19 protein-coding genes are annotated in these 25,060 nt (G+C 44.0%); 10 read left to right on the top strand and 9 right to left on the bottom strand.

Features of this window, described 5'->3' with window-relative positions; all coding sequences use genetic code 11:
* Positions 1-86: 86 nt before the first annotated feature.
* Positions 87-1,292 (top strand): MFS transporter, encoded by a 1,206-nt coding sequence (locus tag QY309_06180; GenBank protein WKZ61068.1) that lies wholly within the window; start codon positions 87-89, stop codon positions 1,290-1,292.
* A gap of 96 nt (positions 1,293-1,388) precedes the next feature.
* On the opposite strand, the gene QY309_06175 is transcribed toward QY309_06180, so the two are convergent.
* The 6 genes from QY309_06175 to QY309_06150 are packed head-to-tail and all read right to left on the bottom strand — an operon-like array spanning position 1,389 to position 5,212.
* Positions 1,389-1,622, bottom strand: coding sequence for a type II toxin-antitoxin system RelE/ParE family toxin (locus QY309_06175; protein ID WKZ61067.1), 234 nt, complete (start codon positions 1,620-1,622; stop codon positions 1,389-1,391).
* The gene (locus QY309_06170) at positions 1,616-1,756 is read right to left on the bottom strand and encodes a hypothetical protein (protein WKZ61066.1); all 141 of its coding nucleotides are present in this window, start codon (positions 1,754-1,756) and stop codon (positions 1,616-1,618) included. The genes QY309_06175 and QY309_06170 overlap by 7 nt, the downstream gene beginning before the upstream one ends.
* 53 nt (positions 1,757-1,809) lie before the next feature.
* On the bottom strand, positions 1,810-2,049 hold the full coding sequence (locus QY309_06165) for a hypothetical protein (GenBank protein WKZ61065.1): 240 nt from the start codon (positions 2,047-2,049) through the stop codon (positions 1,810-1,812).
* A gap of 56 nt (positions 2,050-2,105) precedes the next feature.
* Positions 2,106-3,464: an MFS transporter gene (locus QY309_06160; protein WKZ61064.1), complete on the bottom strand. Its 1,359-nt coding sequence runs from the start codon at positions 3,462-3,464 to the stop codon at positions 2,106-2,108.
* Positions 3,465-3,500: 36 nt separating this feature from the next.
* On the bottom strand, positions 3,501-4,166 hold the full coding sequence (locus tag QY309_06155; protein WKZ61063.1) for a bifunctional 4-hydroxy-2-oxoglutarate aldolase/2-dehydro-3-deoxy-phosphogluconate aldolase: 666 nt from the start codon (positions 4,164-4,166) through the stop codon (positions 3,501-3,503).
* A gap of 11 nt (positions 4,167-4,177) precedes the next feature.
* A complete protein-coding gene (locus QY309_06150; GenBank protein WKZ61062.1) occupies positions 4,178-5,212 on the bottom strand; it encodes a sugar kinase in 1,035 nt (344 codons plus the stop codon).
* A 173-nt stretch (positions 5,213-5,385) separates the two neighbouring features.
* Here QY309_06150 and QY309_06145 point away from each other — a divergent pair, with 173 nt between their 5' ends.
* Complete coding sequence (locus QY309_06145) at positions 5,386-7,032, top strand: altronate dehydratase family protein (protein ID WKZ61061.1); 1,647 nt, start codon at positions 5,386-5,388, stop codon at positions 7,030-7,032.
* Between the two features lie 156 nt (positions 7,033-7,188).
* Here QY309_06145 and QY309_06140 read toward each other — a convergent pair whose 3' ends face one another.
* Genes QY309_06140 through QY309_06130 form a run of 3 tightly spaced genes read right to left on the bottom strand, consistent with a single transcriptional unit; the run spans position 7,189 to position 11,586 of the window.
* The gene (locus QY309_06140) at positions 7,189-8,727 is read right to left on the bottom strand and encodes an alpha-L-arabinofuranosidase C-terminal domain-containing protein (protein WKZ61060.1); all 1,539 of its coding nucleotides are present in this window, start codon (positions 8,725-8,727) and stop codon (positions 7,189-7,191) included.
* A 28-nt stretch (positions 8,728-8,755) separates the two neighbouring features.
* Complete coding sequence (gene xylA, locus QY309_06135) at positions 8,756-10,078, bottom strand: xylose isomerase (protein WKZ61059.1); 1,323 nt, start codon at positions 10,076-10,078, stop codon at positions 8,756-8,758.
* 5 nt (positions 10,079-10,083) lie between these two features.
* Complete coding sequence (locus QY309_06130) at positions 10,084-11,586, bottom strand: FGGY family carbohydrate kinase (protein WKZ61058.1); 1,503 nt, start codon at positions 11,584-11,586, stop codon at positions 10,084-10,086.
* A 270-nt stretch (positions 11,587-11,856) separates the two neighbouring features.
* Here QY309_06130 and QY309_06125 point away from each other — a divergent pair, with 270 nt between their 5' ends.
* The 8 genes from QY309_06125 to QY309_06090 all read left to right on the top strand — a co-directional run bounded on the left by QY309_06125 (position 11,857) and on the right by QY309_06090 (position 25,056).
* Entirely contained in the window at positions 11,857-15,018 is a 3,162-nt protein-coding gene (locus QY309_06125; protein ID WKZ61057.1) for a TonB-dependent receptor, read from the top strand.
* A gap of 20 nt (positions 15,019-15,038) precedes the next feature.
* Positions 15,039-16,928 carry a RagB/SusD family nutrient uptake outer membrane protein gene (locus QY309_06120; protein WKZ61056.1) on the top strand — a complete coding sequence of 630 codons (1,890 nt, stop codon included), beginning with the start codon at positions 15,039-15,041 and terminating at the stop codon, positions 16,926-16,928.
* A 19-nt stretch (positions 16,929-16,947) separates the two neighbouring features.
* Positions 16,948-18,048 carry an IPT/TIG domain-containing protein gene (locus QY309_06115; GenBank protein ID WKZ61055.1) on the top strand — a complete coding sequence of 367 codons (1,101 nt, stop codon included), beginning with the start codon at positions 16,948-16,950 and terminating at the stop codon, positions 18,046-18,048.
* An 81-nt stretch (positions 18,049-18,129) separates the two neighbouring features.
* Complete coding sequence (locus QY309_06110; GenBank protein WKZ61054.1) at positions 18,130-19,413, top strand: endo-1,4-beta-xylanase; 1,284 nt, start codon at positions 18,130-18,132, stop codon at positions 19,411-19,413.
* A gap of 6 nt (positions 19,414-19,419) precedes the next feature.
* On the top strand, positions 19,420-20,727 hold the full coding sequence (locus tag QY309_06105; GenBank protein WKZ61053.1) for a hypothetical protein: 1,308 nt from the start codon (positions 19,420-19,422) through the stop codon (positions 20,725-20,727).
* A gap of 181 nt (positions 20,728-20,908) precedes the next feature.
* Positions 20,909-21,994 (top strand): glycoside hydrolase family 43 protein, encoded by a 1,086-nt coding sequence (locus QY309_06100; GenBank protein WKZ61052.1) that lies wholly within the window; start codon positions 20,909-20,911, stop codon positions 21,992-21,994.
* Positions 21,995-21,998: 4 nt separating this feature from the next.
* Positions 21,999-23,087, top strand: a complete 1,089-nt coding sequence (locus tag QY309_06095) for an endo-1,4-beta-xylanase (GenBank protein ID WKZ61051.1) — start codon at positions 21,999-22,001, stop codon at positions 23,085-23,087.
* 4 nt (positions 23,088-23,091) lie between these two features.
* Positions 23,092-25,056: a sialate O-acetylesterase gene (locus QY309_06090; GenBank protein ID WKZ61050.1), complete on the top strand. Its 1,965-nt coding sequence runs from the start codon at positions 23,092-23,094 to the stop codon at positions 25,054-25,056.
* Positions 25,057-25,060 lie beyond the last annotated feature (4 nt).

The raw sequence follows: 25,060 nt of genomic DNA, 5'->3' as shown, positions 1-25,060 counted from the left end.
AGTCTCCTATCTGGGAGTTAAAATATCAATTATTTAACCAAAATAACAACCGGAAGAATCAGCCCTCCCGTATTTTCGCCACTTCAATGAAAAACGAACGTATTCTGCTCTTTATTCTGGCCGCGGCCATGTTTACCCACATCATGGACTTCATGATTATGATGCCATTAAGTCCATCACTCATGAGCATTTTTGACATCAATGCCCAGCAGTTCAGCTTGCTAGTATCTTCCTATACCATTACGGCAGGTATTACCGGATTTCTGGCAGCTTTTTGGATCGACCGTTTCGACCGAAAGAGCATGATGTTGTTCATGTACTTTGGCTTTACGCTGGGCACCCTAGCCTGTGCCTACGCACCAACCTATCCCTTTCTGCTCATTGCCCGTTCTTTAGCTGGTGCTTTCGGAGGTGTGTTAGGCGCCTTAATCCTTTCCATTGTAAGTGATGTTATACCCCTGGAACGCAGAGCCAGCGGACTTGGAATCGTGATGGCTTCATTTTCAGTAGCCTCCGTATTTGGTGTACCCTTTGGCTTATTTCTGGCCAGCAAATTCACGTGGCATGCACCCTTTTTATTTCTGGGGCTCGTAGCGGTTGTAGTATTCGTTTTGATGTTCGCGTTCATCCCGCCCTTACGATCACACCTGAATGGAACACATAAAAAACCACTTGAAATTCTATCCAAAATATTCGGGCAACGCAGCAGTTTGCTTGGGCTCTCCTTTGTTTCGGTGCTGACGCTGGGGCACTTTACCATTGTACCGTTTATTGCAGCATACATGGTTGGTAATGTGGGTTTTTCCAACGATGACCTCTCCTACATTTACCTGGTGGGAGGTGCGCTTACGATTTTCTTTTCTCCGTGGGTGGGTAAAATGGCCGATAAACATGGCCGGTTAAAAATCTTTACCATTTTTGGCAGCCTGGTAATCCTTCCGATTCTGTTCATTACCAACATGCCGCCCATGCCATTGTGGTCAGCCTTAGTGGTAGCTGGAATATTTTTCATTTTCAGCAACGGCAGAATGGTTCCATCTACCACGATGGAAACCGCGATTATCAGTCCGGAAAGTCGTGGCAGTTACATGAGCATTCGTTCATCCGTTCAACAGCTCACTTCCGGGTTGGCTTCCTTTCTGGCCGGTACCATCATCAGTGAAAAAGCTTCGGTATTCAGTCCGGAAGCCAAAGCGTTGGTGAACTATGGTTATGTGGGATTGATTGCAGTGTTCTTCAGCCTGGTTTCGTTGTGGTTGGCGAGGAAGCTGCAGGTGGCTGAGGGAGCATAACACGAACAAAGGAATGTAACCATTAGTAATTCCTGGGCTCTTGTTTTACATGACGAACCCTTAAAATGATGATACGGTCATCTGTAACCTTATATGCTATCCGATAAGAAAATTTTTCAAAGCCCGGTAATTGCCTGTATTCGACTTCTTGAATTTATCAGGCGGATATTTTTCGGGATGCTCAGGCAAACTAGCTGTCATTCTCAAGATTTCCGACCGAACCTTTTCTGCGTTGACTATTGATTCTTCTCGTATGTAATCGTATAATTTTTGAAGAGCTGAGTAGGCCTGTTTATCCCATACTACCGCAAGTTTAGGCTTCTTCACCATTCCTTCGCCATCTTCTCTACCTCATGCTGGGAATAAAATTCACCTTTTGCAACCCGCAATTCCGCTTCATCCAGTTCCTTATTGTATTGTTCAATACTAATATGGCCCTCATTTTTTAATGCATAATGAATCATATGTTTCAATGCCCGTAAAAAGGAGATATCATTAACATGCTGCAATTCCTTGATTATAGCTGATCATTACCGTCAAAATCTCCATACCATCCCTTAAATACAAATCGCTCCCGACTGTTTTCCGGATAAAATGCAAAGACCTGTCCTATTTTGTCCATTCGTGCAGGAACAAAATCTTTATGCACCATATAGGAAGCATAAGGCATTGAACCCCGTAAGCAAGCTGTAAATTCAAAAAGAATAAACAGGATTGGAGAAATAATAATCAAGCGAGTGATAAATCGTCTTTTCATGAGTTTCGTAATCTACCCATGAAATCTAGCCAATTACCGATACGATTCCAATATGACTAGAGATCGGTAATCTTCTTGAACTTAGGCACCAGCAAATGCATGATAATCCAGGCAATCAGGTAGGCAGAACCGCAAACTACAAACAAAATGCTATAGCCCTTCTCTACCGTGCCCAATGCTGTAAAATGTTTCAACAATAAGCCTGCTGCCCATGCAATTAATATACCTCCAAAAGCACCCGACATACCCCCTATGCCGGTAACTGAAGCGACAGCTTTCTTGGGAAACATGTCCGAAACGGTTGTAAAAATATTGGCCGACCAGGCCTGATGCGCTGCGCATGCCATGGCGATCATGGCAACGGCATACCATGTGTTGATTTCTCCTAATGTTGATGCAAACAACACACACAAGGGTATAATGGCGTAAATGAGCATAGAGGTTTTGCGTGCTTTGTTGGCATCCATACCTCCATTAATTAATCGCTTGGGCAGCCATCCACCTAACACGCTGCCAACGGTGGCTACCATGTACACCACTGCAACTGCGAGCGGCCATTCAATCACCTTTTCCGGACGGCCATCAGCCAAATGGCGTGCATTTTCTCCGGTAAGAAAGGCTGGTAACCAAAACAGAAAAAACCACCAGATCGGATCGGTCATGAATTTACCAAAAAAGAATGCCCATGTTTGGCGGTAGCCCAACAACCGGAACCACGATACCTTTTCTTTGGTCTCATCTTCTACAATCGCTTCGTCCTGATCACTGTGGATATAGTCGTACTCGGCTTGCGAAAGTTTTCCTTCTTTGAGTTTTTCTAACGGACTTTTATAACTTCTGTACCAAAAGAATAACCAGATCAATCCTACCGCACCTGTAAGGATGAACGCCCACTCCCACCCCATCGATTCTGCTATGTACGGAACAGAAAGTGGTGCAATAATGGCCCCAACGTTTGCGCCTGAGTTATAAATGCCCGTGGCAAATGCCCGTTCCTTTTTCGGAAACCAATTCGCGATAGTTTTATTGGCGGCTGGAAAATTTCCAGCCTCGGTTACTCCAAGTGCAGCACGCCAGAAGCCAAATCCAAATGTTGTTTTCGCAAAGGCGTGGCCAATGGCAGCCAGGCTCCAACCGAACAATGCAATGCCGTATCCATTCTTCGTTCCGATTTTATCGATTACACGACCAATGCCCAGCATCCCCAACGCATATGCCACCTGAAACGACATGATCACATACGAATAATATAATTCCTGATTGGCTTTGTCATCACCGAACATACCAATGTCCGACAAAGTTGTTTTCAACAATCCCAAAACATTCCGGTCGAGGTAATTCACCGTAGTAGCAAAAAACACCAACGCACAGATCGTCCAGCGATAGTTTGTCATTTTTGAATTCAGGTTTTCCATTACACGTGAGGTTAGTGAGCGTGATCGAATGAGAAATTATTTTATGATTTCCTTGATGATGGACATAGCATCCGCCACACTCTTTTCAAGTGCAGGCCAATCTTTCTTTTCCATGATCTCTTTTTTGAATAATTGCGAACCCATGCCAACACACATCACACCCGCTTTGAACCAGGCGGAAAGATTTTCTTTGGTTGGCTCAACTCCTCCTGTTGGCATAAGTTGATAACCGGGAATAACCGGTAAAACAGAAGACACAAAGCCAGGGCCGAGTACAGACCCAGGGAAAATTTTAATCACCGCTGCGCCATGCTCTTTCGCGGCAACAATTTCGGTAAGTGTGGCGCAACCGGGTATCCAGGGAATATGATGCTTTTTGCACACCTCAGCCATTTCGGGTTTAAGGATTGGAGACACAATGAAATGAGCGCCCGCTTGAATAAATTTCTGCGTGGTCTCCGCATTCATAATGGTGCCAATACCCAGTACCATATCCGGATATTGTTGCGCATGTACTAAAAGTTGTGTGAATACATCAAATGCATTTCCGCCCCGGTTGGTAAATTCAAACACACGCACGCCTCCTTTATAAGAAGCATCCATCACCGCTTTAGCAATTTCAATATCAGCATGATAAAACACGGGAATCATTCCCGTTGATTTCATAGCCTGTACAATGGATTCAGGTGTAAATGTTGGCATAAGTCGAATCATTATCGTGAAACACGTCCGGAAGCATCACCTTTCATCAGCTTCTCCACTTCATCAACAGTGACCAAGTTAAAGTCACCTTTAATAGTATGCTTTAGGCATGATGCGGCAACCGCAAAGTTGAGGGCTTTCTGATCATCCGTTGGATATTTGATCAATCCATAGATTAATCCGCCCATAAACGAATCACCCCCCCCTACTCTGTCTACAATATGCGTTATCTGATAGGTTGGCGCTTCGAATAATTTCTTCCCGTCCCACAACACACCCGACCATGAATTATGACTGGCACTGATTGATCCGCGCAGCGTAATAATCACCTTCTTTGCCTTCGGAAACTTTTTCATCAATTGCTTTCCTACCGATTCGTATGCTGCCCCTTCCACATGACCTGATGTTACGTCTACACCTTCAGGCTTAATACCAAACACCATGTCGGCATCTTCTTCGTTACCTAAGATTACATCACAATGTTTTACCAACTCCTCCATCACTTCGCTTGCAGGTTTTCCCCACTTCCATAATTTATTCCTGAAGTTTAAGTCGGTTGAAATGGTAATGCCTTTCTTAGCAGCTACTTCACATGCCTCCTTACACACTTCAGCTGCACCTTCAGAAACAGCCGGTGTAATGCCTGTCCAGTGAAACCAGGTAGCACCTTCAAATGCTTTATCCCAGTCGATCACGCCTTTCTTCAATTTTGCAAACGAACTGTTGGCACGGTCATAGATTACCTTGCTCCCGCGACTCACCGCACCGGATTCCAGAAAATAAATTCCAATCCTGTCGCCACTACGGTTGATAAATGAAGTGTCAACACTACGGGCACGCAACGAAGCGATGGCTGCATCACCGATATCATTATTGGGTAAGCTGGTAACGAAGCGCGCATCGATGCCATAATTGGCTAACGATACGGCTACGTTGGCTTCACCACCACCGTATGTTGCCTCTAATTCTGTTGCCTGAGAAAACCGAAGAAAGCCAGGCGTTGCCAGCCTGAGCATGATTTCACCGAACGTTACTACTTTATTCATGGGTATTAATTAATTGATTTTTAAACGCGTTTGTCTTTTAAAACTATGGTTAAAAACTCACTAAAAACACTCGAAAAGGGCATTTATCAAGCATATTTTAACTCATTCGTTTGCTACCCAATTTTTTTTACTAAATTGTGCAATCGATTGCGCAAGTTAAGAGTTTTATTGAAATGTCAAACAAGTTCTTAAAGATACATCCCGAGGATAATGTTTTAGTGGCGTTATCCGATCTGAAAGCCGGTGAAGAAATCCGGTACAATGGAAGTTCCATTATATTGAATCAGGATATCCCCGCCAAACACAAATTCACCCTGAAGAATTTGAATCCGCAGGATGAAATCAAAATGTATGGTATACTGGTTGGCAAGGCGCTTCATCCTATTCCGGCCGGTGGTGCCATTACCACACAAAATGTAAAACACCAGGCCTCCTCCTATTCAGGTAAATCAGATACCATAACGTGGAAAGCTCCTGACGTTTCACGATGGAAGGATAAAACTTTTGATGGCTATCACCGTGCAGACGGTCAGGTGGGTGTGGCCAACTACTGGCTGGTTGTTCCGCTTGTATTTTGCGAAAACAGAAATGTGAATGTGATCCGGCATGCGTTCGAAGAAGAACTGGGCTTCGCGAAACAAAATGACTACAAGAATTACGTGCACGAGTTGGTAGAATTATACAAAACGAATAAACTTGACGATTCTCACAAACCTGCATTTAATCACCATCAAACAAATGGAAGATCACGACTTTTCAAAAATGTAGATGGTATAAAATTCTTAACCCACGAAGGTGGATGTGGTGGCATTCGTCAGGATTCAGAAGCCCTATGTGCATTACTGGCCGGTTACATCAACAACCCTAATGTTGCAGGAGCAACTGTATTAAGTTTAGGATGTCAAAACGCTCAAATCGATATTCTGCAACAAAAGCTAAACAGAATAAATCCTTCCTTTTCTAAACCACTCATTATTCTTGAACAACAGAAAGAAGGTACCGAACAAGACATGTTGGTGCGCGCCATACATGAAACGTTTTTGGCACTGGTTGAAGCCAATAAACTGGAACGCAAACCTGCTCCTTTAAGCAAACTTAAAATCGGGTTGGAGTGTGGTGGCTCCGATGGCTTCTCCGGAATTTCAGCTAACCCGGCCGTAGGCCATGTTTCCGATTTGCTTGCTGCATTGGGTGGTTCTTCCATCCTCTCTGAGTTTCCGGAGTTATGTGGTGTAGAACAGGAGTTGATCAATCGCTGCACGATCAATGAAAACGCGGATAAGTTTGTACACCTGATGCGGGCGTACGCACAATCAGCTGAAGCTGTAGGTTCAGGGTTTGATATGAATCCCTCACCCGGAAATATTAAAGACGGTTTGATTACCGATGCGATGAAATCTGCCGGTGCTGCAAAAAAGGGCGGGACATCGCCCGTAGCTGATGTACTTGATTATGGTGAGTATGTAACCAAACCCGGATTGAATTTGTTGTGCACTCCGGGCAATGATGTAGAAAGCACCACAGCCATGGCCGGATCTGGCGCTTCCATTATTTTATTTACCACCGGTTTGGGTACGCCAACCGGAAACCCCATAGCGCCTGTTGTCAAAATTTCATCGAATACAAAATTGGCAGAAAGAATGCCTGATATTATTGATGTGAATGCAGGAACCGTAATTGAAGGAACAAAGTCGATTGAAGAAGTAGGCGAAGAGATTCTTGAATTTATTATTGATGTTGCCAGTGGTAGGCAGCAAACCAAAGCACAACAACTCCATCAGGATGATTTTATTCCGTGGAAACGTGGCGTGTCATTGTAGTTTTATATAAGATGCCGCTCCTACGGAGCTCAGAAAAAAATATCCGATCTCTAACAAGATGTCGCTCCTAATGAGATATCGCTCCTTTGGAGCTTTAAAAAACATCACAACAGAACTCAGAAAAATTTTATACAAATCGCGCAGTATAATAATTAACTACTCAGTCACCTCCAGCACCACCACTGAGTTTGGAGGCAGACTAACTTTCAGATTTCCTTTTATGAGGGTTGCACTTTTAAAAGGTTTGGGTGAAATGTTTGTCGGATTATCAAACGTATTATGATCCTGAACTTTTGTTGATGTCAAAATCCTGCCACTTAATTTGTTCGCTTTAAAGCCATTGATTGAAATGTCAATTTCCTGACTGTTCTTATTATCAATATTGGTCAGCGAGATGTACAACTTTCCGTTTTGATTTTTTGATGCGGAAACCGTTACTGCCTGAATGCGACTATTACCCTGCACAAAATCATTTGAAATAAGCTGACTGGGTACAAGCAGAGCATCCTGATGCACGTTGTACATTTCCATTACGTGATACGTAGGCGTTAGAATAATTTTCTCTTTATCGGTTAGGATTACCGCCTGAAGCACGTTTACAATTTGCGCGAGGTTGGCCATTCGCACGCGGTCGGCATGGTTGTTAAAAATATTGAGTGTTAAACCTGCAATCATCGCATCGCGAATGGTATTCTGCTGATAGAGTTGTCCCCTTCCTTCCGGATCGGTTTCATACCATCCTCCCCACTCATCCACAATTAAAGCAACACGTTTTTGCGGATCATACTTGTCCATAATTTCAGCATTCTTCCGGACCATTTCTTCCATCCGCCATGCTTGCTGCATGGTCTTGAAATACTCCTCATCTGTAAAGGCCGTTGAAGAACCCTTTTTACTCCAATTGATTACGGAGTAATGATGAATGGATACACCCTCAAAACGCCTCGCAGGAATATTTTTCATCAGCGCTTCCGTCCATGCATAATCGGGTGAACCCGGACCAACTGCAATCCGAAACAACTTCTCTGTGTTGCCATAGCTAGTCATGGCGGTGGCGTATTGTCTGTATAGATTGATATAATGCTCAACGGTCATGTCACCGCCACAATCCCATGATTCATTACCAATGCCCCAATACTTTACATTCCAGGGTTTGGCGCGACCGCTTTTCTCGCGCAAATCGGTCAGGTAGCTGGTGCCATTTGCATGATTGGTATACTGAACCCACTCCACCGCCTCTTGTACAGTGCCTGTGTTCATATTAACGGCCAAATAAGGTTCAGCGCCAAGCAATTCACACAAATTCAAAAATTCATTCGTACCAAAACTGTTGTCTTCCCTTACATTTCCCCACGACAGGTTTTCAATGTGCTTGCGCTCTTGCTTTGGACCGATTGCATCCTTCCAATGATAGGTGTCCGCGAAGCATCCTCCGGGCCAGCGAAGGTTCGGTATCTTCAAATCTTTCAGCGCTTTTATCACATCGTTCCGAACGCCATCGGTATTTGGAATAACAGCATTATCGCCAACATACATGCCGTCATAAATGCATCGGCCAAGATGTTCTGCGAAGTGCCCGTAAATATGCCTGCTGATTTGCGTATTCGCCTGATCAACGTGAAGCGTCACTTTGTTCTGTGCATGGATAGTCAGAACTATAGAAAGGCTAAAGAAAATCAGCAGGGCATATTTCATGTCGGAAAATTTTATGTGAAAGAAAAACTTAAATAAACCGATTAATCAAATTCTCCAGGTATTCCTGTCTTCCACTTTGTATTTCAGGTTCTCCATTTTTCAGGGCATCACCATGCAGGCTTTCAAGCGTAAGCTTGCCTTGTTCAAATTGCTTACCTCTCCCGGAATCAAAGCTGGAATACCGTTGCTTACGCAGCTTTTTATACTCGCCATCATCCAGAATTGCCTGAGCAGTGAGCAATGCCCGTGCAAACGTGTCCATACCACCAATGTGAGCGTACACAATATCTTCCAGATCAGTTGAGTTTCGTCTTGTCTTTGCATCGAAATTAATACCACCGGTTTTAAATCCACCTGCTTCCAGAATGATTAACATGGCTTCAGTTAGTTCATTCACGTTGTTGGGGAATTGATCCGTGTCCCAACCGTTTTGATAATCACCCCGGTTGGCGTCAATGCTACCCAGCATGCCCGCATCAGCTGCCACCTGCAATTCGTGTTGGAAGGTGTGCAAGGCAAGTGTGGCGTGATTCACTTCCAGGTTAAGTTTGAAATCATCCAGCAAATCATACTGACGAAGGAAAGAAATGACAGTAGCTGCATCAAAATCGTATTGGTGTTTGGAAGGCTCCATGGGTTTGGGTTCAATGAGGAATGTTCCTTTGAATCCATTCTTCCTCCCATAATCGCGCGCCATATGTAAGAAGCGCGCCAGGTGTTCCTGCTCGCGTTTCATATCGGTATTCAACAACGACATGTAGCCTTCGCGACCACCCCAAAAAACGTAGTTGCTACCCCCTAACTCAATGGTTGCATCAAGTGCATTTTTCACTTGCGCACCAGCCCAACTCACAACCTTATAATCCGGATTGGTTGAGGCGCCATTCATATACCTTGGATTTGAAAACAGGTTTGCCGTACCCCACAGTAGTTTAACACCGGTTTCTTTTTGCTTTTGTTTGGCGTACTTAACAATTGTTTGAAGTCGTGCTTCTGATTCTTTAAGCGTGGGTGCTTCATCTACCAGATCATAATCGTGAAAGCAGTAGAAGTTTATGCCCATTTTAACGGCAAACTCAAAGGCCGCATCCATTTTATCTTTTGCTCGCTGGATAGGGTCAGCGTTTTGTAACCATGGAAAATTTTTTGTGGGCGCTCCGAATGGATCGCCTCCCGTACCACAGAAGGTGTGCCAATACGCGATAGCAAAGCGAAGATGCTCCGCCATAGTTTTCTTTCCTACTTTTCGTTTGGCATCATAGTACCGAAAGGCTAATGGATTTTTTGATTGAGGGCCTTCGTACTTAATAACCGGGATTCCTTTAAAAAATGTTGTGGTTGTGTCTTTCATATAAATTAAGAATGAGTGTTTACTTGTTTATTCAAAATAGATTTCCATTGACCAAATGTGTTTTGCACGACTGTTTGTTGGCTATCCGGTTCAAAACTTTTTATACAACTGAGAGTGCGAAATGCCTCATTATAATTTTTATAATATCCGATTCCTATCCCTGCACCACGCGCAGCACCCTGCGCGCCATCGGTATTGTATAATTCCAACCGGGCACCTGTTGTGTTTACAAATGTTTGACAAAACAGATCGCTCAAAAACATATTGGCATGACCTGCCCGAATTACTTTAGATTGTATACCCAGCTCATTCATTACCTCAAAGCCATATCCCAACGCATACACAATACCTTCCTGCGCTGCACGACAAATGTGTGAAGCATTATGCCGGTTTAAGTCAAGTCCATGAATGCTTGCACCCAGGTTTACGTTTTGCAACACACGTTCAGCCCCATTGCCAAACGGAAGAATCAACAGGTTATCGGCACCAACAGGTGCTTTACTCGCCAACGCATTTAGTGTTTCGTACGAAACAGATGCATTTGTAGAAAGTAACTTTCTCAACCAACTGTTCATAATACCTGTACCGTTCACACACAATAATACACCATACCTGGCAGTATCGGCTGTGTGATTGACATGAACAAACGTGTTCACCCTGGAAAGTTTATCGGCTGTGGGCTTATCTACAATGCCATAGATCACACCTGATGTTCCGGCTGTAGCGGCAATCTCACCCGGATTAAGTGCATTTAACGAAAACGCATTATTGGGCTGATCACCCGCCCGATAGGAAACGGGTGTTTCTGGTTTGAGGCCGAGTGAATGTGCAGCCTCAGCTGTAAGCTTACCTTGATCAGAAAATGTAGGCACCGCTTCCGCAACAAGTTTCGCATCAAGTCCATAATAATTAAAGAGTCGTTCGGGTATGGCGCTTTTTTGGTAATCCCACATAATACCTTCCGACAATCCCGAAACTGTTGTGCGAACATCGCCAGTCAGTCGCATGGCCAAGTAATCTCCTGGCAGCATGGCTTTGTGTATCTGCTTATATATATGGGGCTCGTTGTCCAATACCCACTTAAGCTTCGAAGCGGTGAAATTCCCAGGGGAATTCATCAGTCGTTCCATGCAATACAACTCGCCCAACTGGTTATAGGCATCCTCCCCAATTGATACCGCCCGGCTGTCACACCATATTACAGAGGGGCGCAAAACCTTGTGACTTTTGTCGACTACAACCAACCCATGCATTTGATAGGCTATTCCAAGGGCCAGCACATCATCGGCTTTGGCGCCTGCGCTCTTCATCACTGATTGAACGGCAAACGTAGCATTCTCCCACCACTGGTTGGGGTCTTGTTCAGCCCACCCATGTTCGGGACTGGATATTTCCATTTCAGTTTCCGGATAGGCTACTGAAGCTTTTAGCAGACCGGAGTCAGCTTCAATAAGGGAGGCTTTTACCGATGAACTCCCCAGGTCAATTCCTAACAGATAGCGCGACATCATTTAATGAATGAAAAATAACTCAAAAATACCGGAGTCCATCGAAACAGAGCCCTTGCAGGAAGCAAAATAAGCCAATTTTTATAAATCGGTTGCATACAAAACAAACGATTATTTGGGTTAAATAACGTTTTAGTAAAAAATATTTATGCAATCGGTTGCATTATTTGAGGGAATCTCTGACCTTAGTGAGCCGTCTGGAAATTGCCCCTTGATGGTGCATTCAGATTCGATATATGACACACCAAACAATCATCAAAACCCAACGCTATGAAGCAAAAAATTCTACGCATGTTGCCTGATCGCGGAAAAGCACCCGGCCTGATCAGATCGTTGCCTTTTTTATGCCTTAGTCTCTTCCTATCGGTAACTGTCTTAGCACAATCAACCGTCAGTGGAAGAGTTACAGATGAATCCGGCTCCGGCTTGCCTGGGGTAAACATCCTGATAAAAGGAACTACCTCAGGTACTACCTCTGATGCCAACGGGGATTATACGTTAGAGCTGTTATCGGGAGCAGATCAGGCCGTGCTTATCTTTTCATTTATTGGGTATGAAACACAGGAAGTACCCGTAGGCGGCCGAACCAAGGTTGATGTGAATATGACTGTCAGCGCCCTTACGCTTGGTGAGGTAGTTGTGGTTGGATATGGTACTCAGCGGAAAGCTGATGTAACTGGTTCACTCGTTTCGCTAAGCAGCGATGCCTTAAAAGAAGTTCCCGTTGCAAACCTGCAACAGGCCTTGCAGGGAAGAATGGCAGGGGTTGAAGTTCAACGCATTGGAACCGCGCCCGGAGCCACGGCAAGAATACGAATCCGGGGTGAACGTTCCGTTTTGGGTTCAAACGATCCTTTGATTGTTTTGGATGGTATTCCCTTTGAAGGCAATCTGAACGATATAAATCCAGATGAAATTGAAACTATAAACGTACTGAAGGATGCTTCGGCAACTGCTATTTATGGTTCACGGGGTGCCAATGGCGTTATGCTCATTACCACACGCAGAGGTGAAGCAGGCGAAACCTCCTTATCCTATAGTAGCTATGTGGGCGTAACAACCGTTGCCCGGAAATACCCGCTATTTAATGCAGAAGAATATCAAGCCATGCGCGACTACACAGGCGTATGGCCTTATCGTCCGGAAGAAGTGGAAGGCATTGCACTTGGTCGTGATGTAGATTGGCAAGAGCTCATGTACCAGAATGGTTACATTACCAATCATAACTTAACCATTACGGGTGGAACGGAAAGAGGTTCTTATTCTGTAAGCGGTGGGTATTTTAAAGAGACCACTGTTCTACCTGAACAGGATTTTGAGCGTTTTACCTTAAGAGTATCTACAGATTCAAAAATCGGAGAAAAGTTAAAGATTGGTATTACAAGCCTGAACTCAGTTAACTATGCAAACGGAACGCAGTTTGTAAATCCACAACCAGGAAATCCAGGCGCGTTTGGTGGTGGTATCATGTATAACATTTTAGCTACCAGCCCATTAATGCCACCTTATACCGAAACCGGGGAAATATTTCCTGAACCATTCGGAAACCTTGATGATGCTTCAGCCAACCTGAGCCCGCTATACATCAAAAGAAATAACAGCGATTGGGTTGACCGGGTAAGAAGGTTACGCACATTCAACAGCATGTATGCTGAATATAAAATACTTGATGGTCTAACCTACCGTTTTAACTTGGGATTGGAATATGGCCAAACCAATTCTGCTCAATTTCAAGGTGAAGGCACGTACTTCAGAAAACTGGTTGACAACAGAGCGAGTGTAAGAAACAGCGAAAATTATTCCTGGACAGCAGAGAACATCATTACCTACGAAAAAACTTTTGCAGAAGATCATCGCTTAACATTTACTGGTCTTTACAGTGCACAACAGAGTAGAAGCTATGCCACTCAAGCAACGAAAGATGCGATAACTGCAAATTTCATTGAGTTCTACGATATGTCACAGGCAGATCCTTCGCTTGCACCAATATTAGGTGGTGGTGAACAAACCTGGGGCATCTTGTCATACATGGGGCGTTTAAACTACGCTTACAAAGATCGCTACTTGTTAACCGCAACATTCCGAAGAGATGGATCATCGCGATTGGCCAACAAATGGCACAACTACCCTGCCTTCGCATTAGCCTGGAACGCAATCAACGAATCCTTCTTACAGGATGTAAATTTTCTTAGCAACTTAAAGGTTCGCGTAGGTTATGGTCAAACCTCAAACCAATCTGTTGCACCTTATACAACTTTAGGTGGAGTAGTTAATACGGTTGGAATAGCCGGAGGAACTGTACCGCTTCGCTACAATTACGGCTCAACACAGGTATCTGGTTACCTGGCAGCCCGTATTCCTGACACCACGCTTGATTGGGAGTATACTAACACACTTAACATCGGTCTTGATTTTGGATTATTTAACGATCGTGTTACCGGTAGTGTAGATTGGTATGATGCACAAACTACTAATCTGTTATTCAACCTAAGATTACCTATTTCTTCCGGTTATGAACAAGAGTTTCAAACCAATATTGGCGGAATGGAAAACAAAGGACTTGAAGTGGTGCTGAGTGGAAAAGCATTGAAGCTTTCCAATGGATTTACATGGGATATTGATCTTAACTGGTACGTTAACCGAAACAAGTTAACAAAATACCTGCCGGGTGTTACACAGAATATTGCGGAAGGATTATTCGTAGGCCAACCCATAACAGCCATTTACGATTATGAAAAAGTTGGCATTTGGCAACTTGGTGAAGATGCTGCTGCTTATGGCCAACTGCCCGGCTCCATTAAATTTAAGGATCAGGATGAGAATGGAGTTATTGATGCAAACGACCGCGCCATAATCGGAAGTCAACAAGCAGATTGGCAAGGTGGTATTACCAACCGGTTTACCTTCAAGGGATTCGATATGTCGTTTGTGGTTTATGTTAGGCAAGGTGGAACCCTGTTAAGTTACCTGCATGCTCCAAACGGTGCATACCTGACCAACCTCACCGGTCAACGTAGCGGCTTGAAAGTGGACTACTGGACACCGGAGAATCCAACCAATGAATTCCCTGCGCCCGGTGCAGCACTTCCCGGAGGAGCCGCAACAGCATGGACAACGTTAGCCTACTATGATGCATCATTTGCCCGCGTAAGAAGTATTAACCTTGGCTATACCATTCCCAAGTCAATTGCAAGCCGAATTAAGGCACAAAATGCCCGCGTTTACTTTACTGCACAGAATCCATTCTTGTTATGGAGCCCGTATGTATTTAAACACAACGGTGTAGATCCGGAACCAACCGGACAAGGCGGTACGGGTATTGTGGCTACAGGTGGCAACTTCAGAACTGGCGGTAATAACCCTGCACTTGTTATCTCAGCTTCAACACCACCAACCAGATCATTCATTGTAGGCTTAAACCTTACGTTTTAACTGATAATAACATGATCGTTATGAAAAAATATAAATTATTTACGTTGATAACCGCAGCTCTGATGGTAGTATCGCAGAGTTGCAATGACATTCTCAATGAGAACCCGAAGACAACCTTTACAACAGATTACTTTAAAACTGCACAAGGTTATCAGGACGGGTTAAATGCTGCATATTCTTACCTACGCTTTCAGTATGGATCGAACCCGGCACTTGGTCTTAATATTACAGGCACGGATGAGTTTACATTTGGACCTGAACCGAATTACAATCCCTCAGGTGACAATCAACCGCATAAACTGTTGGGTACCTATGATGTTACTCCGCAAGCCGGTTATTTAGGGATAACGTTTAACAGAACCTTCCCTGTGATAAATACACTGAATGGCCTTGTTGCATTCGCCTCTGAAGTACCAACGTTTACCGAGCAACAACGCAATGAGTCACTCGCTCAAGCTCGGTACTTACGGGCTCACTATTATTATCTACTCGTTGGTCAGTTTGGAGCAGTGCCGCTTGACCTTGGCAGTGGTGAGTTGGCTTTGAATACCCTGCCCTTTTTAGGTTTTAATCGCGGTTCAGCAGAAGATCGTGAAGAGTTATTAGCTAAGAATTACCAGGTAATGATTGATGACCTGACTTTTGCAGCAGCCAATCTTCCCACGCAAAGAAATCCTGGCGAATTCAGATTATTCAAAGCTGTAGCTTTTCACTTGTTGGCGAAAGTATACCTGGCAAGATCATATTCATCAGTAGCACAAGCCAACGATGCTCAAGCTGCCTTTGATGCAGCTAATGAAGTTGTGTCTAAACTAGGTGTCTATGGAGTAGCCCTTCAACAAGATTTTGCTGAAGTGTTCAGGCAAGGAAATGACTACAACAGCGAGATATTATTTGCTGCAGAACGCATTCCACTTGAGTATGTTAACAATGGATATTTGAACGCAAATGCGGATGGTATCGGTGATGGTGAAAATATGGCATCAAACTGCTTCACCAGCAATTATGAACAACCCGTACTCCAAACGCCAGCTGGATTGGACATTATTGATGGCCGTCCGCTTGCCTTTCAAAGACCGTTAAGAAAATTAGCTCCAACACGCTGGTTAACCAATGTTGCCTTCGCGGATAAGGAGAATGACAGCCGTTACCACAATTCGTTCCGTACATTATGGACAGCCGCCACACAGAATGCGTCAGGAAGTACGAACTATAACAATTTTGTTACTACACTAACAAATAATGGCCTCGCACTTGGTGATACTGCATTTTACCTGGCAGACACTCCCGCCCAGGCAGCAGCAATGGGCGTAAGTGAATCAAATCCATTTGGCACCAAGTATTACAGGGTGTATTCTTCCGACAATTGGTATAGCAATCAGCTGTACCCAGGTCCTCCGGCTCCATCGAATACGATTCTTGTTTATCCTTCCTTGAAAAAATTTGCGGATGCACAACGTGCTAGCCCTAACGGATCATCAGGAAGACCCATGCCCATCTTCCGCCTGGCCGAAACTTATTTGTTGGCAGCCGAAGCAGCCTTTAAACTTGGAAACAATGGCGTTGCTGCAAACCTGATCAATGAAGTAAGAAGACGGGCAGCTTTCAGACCCGGCCTATCACCAGCAGAACTAACTACTCGCAGAACTGCGATGGAAATAACTGCAGGTGACGTAACCCTTGATTTCATTTTGGATGAACGTGCTCGTGAATTGGCTGGTGAAGGCGGAAGATGGACTGACTTGGCACTACGTGGTGAAACGGTCTTTCTAAATCGGGTAAAGCTTAATGAAGATGTATTGGCCGCAAACAGAGTGGAAGCCAAGCACAGGTTGCGTCCCATTCCGCAATCGCAGTTGGATGCGATAAACGATACCGACAAACAGAAATATCAAAACCCAGGATATTAATAACGAAAAACGAATCGCTATGAAATCAAAAAGATTAATACTTAACCTATTCGTTTGTGCGGTGGTACTGTTTACCATCCGCTGTAGCGATGATGAGGGAATTACATTCAACATGAAGGATGTAAGTTCCAGAATTACCGGGTTCAGCAATCCGAAGACAGGCCCCGGTGCCGAGCTTACCATCAATGGAACACAGTTGCAAAATGTGCAACGCATATTTATTGGAAATGAACGCGTGTTGGCAAAAGACTTTGTAAGCCATACGGAATCAGCGATTACATTCAATGTTCCTACAACCGTTGAAGTTCACACAGACGGAACCTTAACGGATGTGTTGGTTGTATTCTCAGGTCCGGAACGCGCGTTTACAGAAATTGAAGTTGTACCCCTGCAAGCAATCAGTAGCTTTACTCCTTACTCGGCCACAGCCGGTGAAACCATAACCTTGCTAGGTGTAAATTTTGATTTAGTAACCAGTGTAAAATTAGGAGATGTAGAGGCTACGATTACATCACAAACTGAAACACTAATCAAGTTTACCATGCCCGCAGGAGCCTCCACTGGTAAGATCACCTTAAGTGGTGAAGCCGGTAGTTCAAGAAGTGCTGCAGATCTGGTGGCCTGTTCTGGCTCACCTGGCTCACCTGATTGTGCTGCCGCACTCAACCTAAACAGCGGCCTGGAGGATGGAGATGGCGATAATTTCACCAACTGGGGTAAATGGAACGGTGGCGGTTTTCAGGTTGCCACCACTGTGCCGGGCGAATACTACCGGGGAAACCGCGCGCTTAAAGTAATTCGTGATGGATCGCTCGGCAACGGACAATGGCGCATTCAATTTGTTTCTGACCCTATTGAAACTGAAATTGGAGCTTCGTATACAGTTTATGTATGGGCAAGGGCAGCCGTTGCCAATGCAGGATTTAGGGTATCCCTCAACCCAGACACTGGTTTTTATCCAGGTGATGTAGCTGTAACAACCCAGTGGCAGCAATTTAGTTTTGTGATCCCAGGTGAACGGATTCAAAATACAGCAACACGGATTGTGCTTGACCTGAATGGCACCAATACTGCTGTAACTACCTTCTATATTGATGATATTAAAGTGGTTAAGAACTAGTAATATTTGTTAGGTTTAGTGTTAGCCCCAATCGCGCCTAAATAGGCGCGATTGGCTTTTTAATCGAACGCGTTATAGACTATGAAGAAATCTCTACGGAAATATTTAAGCTCAATTCTTTTTTTATCACTCGGTTTTGGAATATGCACCATCCCATCATATGCACAGATTGCAGATGGAAAATGTAAATTTTTGGGTAATGTGATCAGTAACAGTGTACCCCCTACCTTCAACACATACTGGAATCAGGTAACACCCGAGAATTCAGGCAAGTGGGGATCAGTGGAAGCTACCCGCGATGTGATGAGTTGGGGTGCTCTTGATATTGCCTATAATCATGCGAAGAACAACGGACTTCCTTTTAAACAACACACTTTTGTTTGGGGGCAACAACAGCCGGCATGGATTACCGAATTGATGAACAACACTTCCATACCCCTTGAAGAGCGATACGAAGAAGTTCGTCAAGAAGTTGAAGAATGGATACGGTTGTATTGCGAACGCTACCCGGCAACAGATTTCATTGATGTAGTCAATGAACCTTTTCATGCCACCCCCTCCTACGACCTGGCTTTGGGGTCAGGATGGAATTGGGTAATCTGGGCATTTCAGAAAGCGAGAGAATATTGTCCCAATGCAAAACTTATCCTGAATGATTACAGTATTATTAATGTTGACGCGGCTACCAATGATTACCTCGCTTTGGTAAATCTCCTCAAGGCACAGAACCTTATTGATGGTATTGGGATACAATGCCACCGCTTTGAAGTGGAGAATACACCGGTTAATACGTTGAAGAATAATCTTGATAAACTTGCCACTTCCGGCTTGCCCATTTATATCACAGAATTTGATATTGGCAATTACGATAACACCAGCACAGGCAATCTCACAACCGATGACAACATCCAACTTGAAATTTACCAGCGTGTTTTTCCTGTATTATGGACTCACCCGGCTGTTCAGGGAATTACCATTTGGGGATACCTGCAAGGGCAAACCTGGCAATCAACCGCTTACCTGTTGCGCAGCAATGGTACGGAACGACCTGCTTTAAACTGGCTTAAAACCTATGTCTCTTCCGTTTCCGGAGGTTCGTTTTGCTTAACAACAAGCATCGAAAATGAAATGATGAATCTCAAGGTCTTTCCAAATCCTTCGGCAACAGGAAAATTTATAATTGAGTCTACAGAGCATGATTTGACTATTGCCATTCGCGATACGCAGGGTAAAGTCATTAACCGAAAACGTGTATTTGCCAACAAACCCGCTGAAATAGAAATAGATGGAACATCAGGATTATACCTAATGGAAATCTTCAATGGTAAGCAAACATCTTTCAAAAAACTTATTGTGCAGAAATAGAAAATCATGAACCTGACTACCACCGGATACAAAGTTCTTCTCTGCTCCTGCTTATTACTTGCAGGGTCTGTAGCATGCGATAAAAACAGTGAACCTTCGCCAACACAAACCATCCCACCAAAGGTTCTTGCTATTGACCCCACCGTAACCTACCAAACCATTGCCGGGTTTGGAGGTGCAAACCAAATGTGGGGAACCACTTTTCCTACTGTCAACGATATGAAACTGGCGTTTGGAAATAATGAAGCTGATCTCGGGTTAAGCATCTTCCGTGTGCGGGTGGCTTCCGATCCCAACGAATGGCCGCTCATTGTAAACGTTATCAAGGAAGCTAAAAAATATGGTGCCATCATTCAAGCTTCACCCTGGTCGCCACCAGCGGCTTTAAAAAGTAACGGCAGCGATGTTGGCGGTTATCTGCCTGAGGAAAATTACGAAGCATTTGCTGACCATCTGAACGATTACATTTCCTATATGGCATCACAAAATACCGACATTGACGTTATATCTATTCAAAATGAACCCGACATTCAGGTAAGTTATGAATCGTGCGATTGGAGTTCAGCACAAATTAGAAATTTCCTTAAAAATTACGGACATCTCATCAACACCAAACTGGCCGCACCTGAATCTTTTAACTTCAATCAAACTTTAACCAACAGCATACTCAATGATGCGGACGCAGCCGCAAACATGGATATTGTTGCCGGGCATATTTACGGCAGTGGCCTCGCTCCTTTCCCATTGGCTGAATCAAAAGGAAAGGAAATCTGGATGACCGAATACCTGATGAACCTGAACACTGGTAATGCAGGCGCTCCGGCATGGACATCCTACAGCGAGGAAGCCAAATGGAATGAAACCATGCAGATGCTCGGCACAATCCATCAGGCCATGCAACATAATTGGAATGCCTATATCTGGTGGTACCTGAAAAGGTATTACTCCTTCATTGGTGATGGCACGAACGGAACAGTATCGGGTCAGGTATTGAAGCGAGGTCATGCATTCGCTCACTTTTCAAAATTCATCAGGCCGGGTTTTGTACGAATCAAAACTGAATTCGTAACATCAGACGCACTAATATCTGCTTACAAAAGTGATGACCAAACCGTTGTGGTGCTGATCAATCCCGGTACGGTTGCCATTACCAACATCGGGCTTAAGATAGCTGGCCAGGCTCCCGCTTCTGCTACGCAATATGTTACTACCCTTTCGTCAAGTAGAGAGAAAACAACTTTACAAGAACAGGACTCGAACCTTATCATAGCACTCCCTTCTAAGAGTGTTACAACGATTGTGGTTGACAACTAGTTTAGTTGTTGGAGTGGTAAATAGACCATTTACGGTGGGTAAATAAACCATGTAAAGACAGCGTTAAATTCAGATAGCAAAAAGTTAGGAAGACAGAACTCTATACTGGAATTAAATAGTAATTTCAAAACAAGTCCCTGAGAGCAGCCAACTAATATTCAATAGATTAAACAAATAGAGCATGACAAAATTCCATTTACCTTCAATCATTTTACTGAGCGCATTGACCGCTTTCACCGGATGCAACAAACAATCTTCTCAAGAAATTGAACAAACCGAAGAAGCAACCGAAAGAAAACCTGAACCCATTTCTCAACCCTTGGTAAGCCACATTTACACAGCTGATCCCTCTGCACATGTATTCAATGGAAAAATTTACGTTTATCCATCACACGATGTAGAAGCCGGCATACCGCAGGATGATCTCGGCTCGCACTTCGATATGCGGGACTACCATGTTTTTTCCATGGATGAAATAGGTGGTGAGGTGACCGATCATGGTGTCGCACTTGACATCAAAGACGTACCCTGGGCCGGTCGGCAGATGTGGGCGCCTGATGCAGCATTCGCCAATGACACATACTACCTGTACTTTCCTGTAAAGGACAAAGAAGATGTATTCCGTCTTGGTGTGGCTACCAGTAAAAAACCGGAAGGGCCTTTTGTTGCCGAAAAGGAACCCATTAAAAATAGTTTCAGCATCGACCCTGCGGTATTTAAAGATGACGATGGCGCTTACTACATGTACTTTGGCGGCATCTGGGGTGGACAACTACAACGTTGGGATAACAACCAATATAATCCGGAAGGACAAAACCGAAAAGGAGAAGAGCTAGCCGTTCTTCCGCGCATAGCCAAATTGTCGAAAGACATGAAAAGCTTTGCTGAAGATGTTAAGGAAGTAAAGCTTGTTGATGAAAATGGAAACCTCTTTACAGAAAGTCAGAACGATAAACGCTTTTTTGAAGCCGCCTGGGTACACAAGTACAATGGCAAATACTACTTCTCCTACTCTACCGGAGACACACACAATATTTGCTATGCAACCAGTGATTCACCATACGGACCATTCACCTATCAAGGCGTGATACTCGAGCCTGTTCAGGGTTGGACCAATCATCATTCTATTGTTGAGTTCAACGGCAAGTGGTATTTATTCTATCACGATGTTCAGCTTTCTGGTGAAACGCATCTGCGCAACATCAAAGTCACGGAACTAACACACAACCCTGATGGAAGCATTCAAACGATTTCACCTTACAAATAGCGACATGAAAAAGATCATCTTGATCCCCATCGTACTTTCTTTAATAAGCTTACTTGTTTCATGCAGTTCAAAACCTGAAACCATTGATATAAAGGGACTGAAAGATTACTATGCAGAATACTTCCCTGTGGGTGTGGCCATCGGGCCGCGATCGCTATCAACCGATGAGGCCGGGTTAATCACAAGGGAGTTTAACAGCATTACCGCAGAAAATGCCATGAAGATGGGGCCTATTCATCCAAAAGAAGATGAATACTTCTGGGAGCATGCCGACTCGATTGTAAATTTTGCTGTGCGCAACAACATGAAATTGCGCGGCCATACCCTGTGTTGGCACAACCAGGCACCATCATGGTTGTTTGTAGATGCTGAGGGCGACACAGTATCCAAAGAAGTATTGCTGGCACGGTTGAAGGATCACATCACCACGGTAGTAAGTCGTTACAAAGGAAAAATTTATGCATGGGATGTGGTGAACGAAGCTATTTCAGATAAGTCCGGTGAATTTTATCGCAACTCTCCGTGGTATAAAATCTGTGGTGAAGAATACATCGCCAAAGCCTTTGAGTATGCCCATGAAGCCGACCCGGATGCCTTACTCTTTTATAACGACTACAACGAAATGTATCCGGCCAAGCGAGAAAAAATTTTTAAACTGGTACATGATCTCAAAGCAGCGGGCGTACCCATACATGGATTGGGCTTGCAGGCCCACATGGGAATTTATGAACCCATCGCAGAATATTTAGATAGTGCATTGATCCGTTTTTCCGAATTGAATATACCGCTACACGTTACCGAGCTGGATATTTCCGTGTACAAAAAAGAACATGGCAGAAGAGAACGCAAACCGGAAGATGACAGCACCACGTTTACACCCGAAATGGAACAAAAACAGCTTGAACAATACAAACTCACATTCGAAGTATTCCGTAAACATAAAGATGCCATAGAGAGTGTTACCTTCTGGAATATTTCTGACCGATCAAGCTGGCTGGATAATTTTCCGGTACGGAACAGGAAGGACTATCCCCTATTGTTCGATAAAGATTTAAATCCGAAAAAGGCATATCATGAAGTAGTAACCTTCTAGGTTCATGTACGCTGTTAAAACTTTACCTGCAAAATTCTTACCTACAAATTCTATTCTTGTTAGGTCGCTTATTATTTTCTCTCTTCTATTGGCTATAAAGGCACATAGCCAAATTAAATTACCAAAATTAATCAGCGATGGCGCGGTTTTGCAGCGCGAATCACAACTTAACCTTTGGGGTTGGGCTTCAGCAGGCGAAACTGTTGAACTCACATTCCGCAAGAAAAAATTTAAAACGAAGGCTGATGCATCAGGCAATTGGACGATAAAAATTCCCGCCCAACCAGCAGGTGGTCCTTATGAGATGACCTTTAAAGGAAAAAATGAAATTACGGTAAAGAACATTCTGTTTGGCGATGTCTGGCTTTGCAGCGGTCAAAGCAATATGGTACATCAAATGAATATTCACGATGTCACGTATGCAAAAGATATTACGGAAGCCAACTACCCACACATACGACAGTTTCTTGTACCTACCCGAACCAACCTGCAGCAACCTGAATTGGATTTACCTTCCGGCTCCTGGGAAGCCGCCATTGGTGATAACGTGCGACCCTTCTCCGCAGTGGCCTATTTTTTCGCAAAGAAACTTTATGACAAATACAACATACCCATTGGCTTGATTAATGCCAGTGTTGGCGGAACGCCCATTGAAGCCTGGACGAGTGAGGAAGGCTTGAAGGATTTTACTGAAATGATTAAGACCATTCAGCAGAACAAAGATACAGCCTACGTAAACGAAAAAAACAGAATTGCTGCTGCGGCAAACAAGCCAAGACCTGAAACCGATTTAGGGTTAACCACCGAACCCAAATGGCATGATGTAACCTATCATCCCATAGGCTGGCGCAACATCAACATTCCCGGCTATTGGGAAGATCAGGGTGCTAAAGAATTAAACGGTGTGGTATGGTACCGGAGGGAAATTGAAGTACCTGCATCCATGACGGGCAAACCGGCTAAAGTTTTTTTAGGAAGAATTGTTGATGCCGATGTGTTGTACATCAACGGCAAGCAAGTTGGTCGTACAACTTATCAATATCCGCAAAGGCGTTACCCGGTTCCTGCCGATGTTCTTAAAGTGGGCAAGAATATTCTCGTTATACGGGTTACCAACTATGCAGGTAAAGGTGGTTTCGTGCCCGATAAACCTTACTGCTTGTTTACTGAAAACGACACCATCGACTTAAAAGGAACATGGCAGTACAAAGTTGGTGATGTCTTCCCTCCTCGTCCGTCAGCACCTCAACCCATCTCAGCGCAAAATCAACCAACTACTTTATTCAATGCCATGGTGGCACCATTGCAAAAGTATTCACTAAAAGGAATCCTGTGGTATCAAGGTGAAAGCAATACTGACAGACCGGACGAATATGAAAAACTTCTTCCGGCACTCATAGCCAATTGGAGACATCAATTTAATCAACCACAATTACCATTCATCTACGCGCAACTTCCCGGGTTTATGGATTATACTTATCTACCCGTTGAAAGCAACTGGGCAAGATTACGGGAATCGCAGCGCAAAGCATTATCCGTACCCAACACGGCCATGACTGTGAACATTGATTTGGGTGAATGGAACGATGTTCATCCATACAACAAAAAAGATGTCGGTGAACGAATGGCATTGGCTGCCTTGAAAATTGTTTACCACGAAGAACTTATATACTCGGGACCCTTATACCAAAGCGCTTCTATTGAAGGAAATAAAATCATTCTTTCCTTTAAACACGTTGGTGGTGGATTAATCACAGATGACGGTGAACCCCTTCGTGAATTTGCCATAGCTGGTGCAGATAAAAAGTTTGAATGGGCTAAAGCAAAAATTGAAGGCGATAAAGTGATTGTTTGGAATGATCAGATTTCAAATCCACAATACGTGCGATACGCCTGGGCTGATAATCCGGATGTTAACCTATACAATAAAGAAGGCTTACCAGCCTCACCTTTCTCCACCGAAAACTGATTTT

It is taken from the genome of Cyclobacteriaceae bacterium (assembly GCA_030584025.1).
In the GTDB taxonomy this organism is placed as follows: domain Bacteria; phylum Bacteroidota; class Bacteroidia; order Cytophagales; family Cyclobacteriaceae; genus UBA2336.
Note: the sequence above shows the minus strand (reverse complement) of the source record. Positions and strands in the feature narration are given on the sequence as shown.